General features: G+C 57.6%; 1 pseudogene. It reads left to right on the plus strand.

Annotated features, from left to right (window positions below):
- Window position 1 precedes the first annotated feature (1 nt).
- Window positions 2–337, plus strand: a pseudogene (locus tag ACF8R4_RS01595) (transposase); the annotation flags it as partial.

Consider the following 337-nt stretch of genomic DNA (forward strand, 5'->3'; position numbering starts at 1 on the left):
AGTGACCGAGAAAGGCAAGCCTGTCGCCGATGTTGCCCAGCGTCTGGGGATGTCCGTTCACAGCCTTTATGCCTGGATCAAGCTCTACAGCAAGCCCCAAGAACAGCGTCAGCAAGACGATGATCAGCAGGCTGAGCTGCGGAAGCTACGCGCTGAACTCAAACGCGTGACGGAAGAGCGAGACATCTTAAAGAAGGCCGCCGCGTACTTTGCCAAGGAGTGCGGCTGAAGTACGCCTTCATCAAGAAGCACTCGACGGATTACCCGGTACGTCGCCTTTGCCAAACCCTCAAGGTGCATCCCAGCGGCTACTACGCCTGGCTGGCTGAGCCTCAGT

The sequence above is a fragment of the Pseudomonas sp. FYR_2 genome (assembly GCF_043106425.1).
GTDB classification, from domain to species: Bacteria; Pseudomonadota; Gammaproteobacteria; order Pseudomonadales; family Pseudomonadaceae; genus Aquipseudomonas; species Aquipseudomonas monteilii.